At 48.0% G+C, this 1,552-nt stretch carries 1 protein-coding gene and 1 pseudogene; both read left to right on the forward strand.

The genetic code is table 11. From position 1 onward, the window contains the following. Nucleotides 1–351 (forward strand): annotated as a pseudogene (locus tag B7X71_RS16645) (threonine synthase); the annotation flags it as partial. A gap of 17 nt (nt 352–368) precedes the next feature. Next, nucleotides 369–1,552: gephyrin-like molybdotransferase Glp (glp, locus tag B7X71_RS16650; RefSeq protein WP_293601553.1), on the forward strand; the 1,184-nt coding region annotated here is incomplete at its 3' end.

The raw sequence follows: 1,552 nt of genomic DNA on the forward strand, positions 1-1,552 counted from the left end.
GATGCTGTCTTTAAAGACATTGCTAAGTATGGTTTCCAATCCGGCCGCAGTACTCATGAAAACCGCCTTGAGACAATTCGTAATATTGACTCACAGTATGGCGTCATGATTGATACGCATACAGCTGATGGTGTGAAGGTGGCGCGCGAGCATTTGCAAGCAGGCATTCCGATGATTGTTCTCGAGACTGCCTTGCCTATTAAATTTGAAGAAACGATTGAAGTGGCATTGGGGCGTCCTGCAGAATGCCCACCGGCATTTAAAGATATCAAGTCAAAGCCGCAGCGCGTTGAAAATATCGATGCTGATGTCAATCAAGTGAAGAACTTCATTACTGCTCACCTTAATTAACTCAGAAATCAAGTGCCATGACTAAGCCTCCGATGTTGACTGCTCAGCAGGCTTTAGACCACCTGCTATCAAATGCAAAGGCTGTAGGTGAGTGTGAGACAGTCACTATGCAAGCTGCTCTCGGTCGTGTACTCGCTGAGAATGTAAATAGCCTCGTCGATGTGCCTCCACTTGATAACACGTCCATGGATGGTTATGCAGTGCGTAGTGCAGATACCCAAATTCCTGGAAGCACTCTCAAGATTGCCCAACGCATCCCGGCGGGATCTATGGGTACGCAGCTAGAGCCAGGCACTGCTGCCAGAATCTTTACTGGTGCCCCAGTTCCTCCGGGTGCTGATGCTGTTGTGATGCAGGAGGACTGCGCTATTCCAGAGGGTTCAACTGATCAAGTGCAGGTCAATATTGCACCAACATCAGGTCAATGGATCCGTCGCAGAGGTGAGGACCTCACTGCTGGCAAAACAGCTTTAAATGCAGGGACTTTTCTGCGACCGCAAGAATTAGGTGTTGCAGCGTCTGCTGGCCTAACGCATTTAAATGTGAAGCGTAAAGTCAGGGTGGCAGCATTTTTTACGGGCGATGAGCTTTCACTTCCTGGTGAGCCGCTCAAACCGGGCGGTATCTACAACTCCAATCGGGATACTTTACTGGCGTGCATTACATCCTTGGGCTGCGACGCCACAGACTTTGGAATCGTTCCCGACAGCCTTGAGGCTACGAAAGAAACCCTGCGCAAGGCCAGTAAAGATCATGATTTGATTATTACTTCTGGCGGTGTATCTGTTGGTGAAGAGGATCACATCAAACCAGCAGTAACTGCTGAAGGTAGATTGGATCTTTGGCAGATTGGCATTAAGCCTGGTAAGCCTTTGGCTTTTGGTGCTGTTCGTAAATCAGATGACCAAAATAGCAATACATTTCCGGCGGAAACTTGGTTTATTGGACTACCTGGTAATCCAGTTTCTAGTTTTGTGACATTCCTTCTATTTGTTAGGCCATTCATTCTGAAGTTGCAAGGGCGAGATGCAGGCATGCCTCAGTCTTATCCCATGCGTGCTGACTTTGACTGGCTTAAGGGTGATCGTCGTAATGAGTTCCTACGCGTAAAAATCAATGCGCAGGGTGGTTTAGATCTATTTCCTAACCAAAGCTCTGGTGTGCTCACTAGCGCTTCATGGGGTGATGGTTTAGTGGATTG

It is taken from the genome of Polynucleobacter sp. 39-46-10, from assembly GCF_002282275.1.